The organism is Streptomyces sp. MMG1121 (assembly GCF_001280015.1).
Taxonomy (GTDB): Bacteria; Actinomycetota; Actinomycetes; order Streptomycetales; family Streptomycetaceae; genus Streptomyces.
Map to the genome: position 1 here is coordinate 1 of NZ_LGDV01000034.1, position 549 is coordinate 549.

The window sequence follows — 549 nt, forward strand, 5'->3', positions numbered from 1 at the left end:
GCGCAGGTGCTCGCTCATCTCGGCCGGGCCGGTGGCGCAGTTCAGGCCGATCATGTCGATGCCCAGCGGCTCCAGCGCGGTCAACGCCGCACCGATCTCGGAGCCGAGCAGCATCGTGCCCGTCGTCTCGACCGTCACCGACACGATCACCGGCACGTCCAGACCCAACGCCGCCAGACCCCGCCGCGCACCCAGCACGGCCGCCTTCGTCTGCAGCAGGTCCTGGGTCGTCTCCACCAGCAGCGCGTCCGCACCACCCGCGACCAGACCCTCCGCATTGCGCTGATACGCGTCACGCAGGGTCGTGTAGGGGGCATGGCCCAGCGTCGGCAGCTTGGTACCCGGGCCGATCGAGCCCAGCACCCAACGGGAGCGGCCGTCCCCCGCGGTGAACTCGTCGGCGACCTCGCGGGCCACCCGGGCACCCGCCTCGGACAGCTCGTACACACGCTCCGGGATGTCGTACTCACCGAGCGCGGAGTGATTGGCCCCGAACGTGTTGGTCTCGACACAGTCGACACCCACCGCGAAGTACGCCTCGTGCACCGA

At 70.3% G+C, this 549-nt stretch carries 1 protein-coding gene; it reads right to left on the minus strand.

Going from position 1 to position 549, the window contains the following annotated elements; all coding sequences use genetic code 11:
• On the minus strand, positions 1–549 hold a 549-nt coding region (locus ADK64_RS04970), incomplete at both ends, for a homocysteine S-methyltransferase family protein (protein ID WP_199829484.1).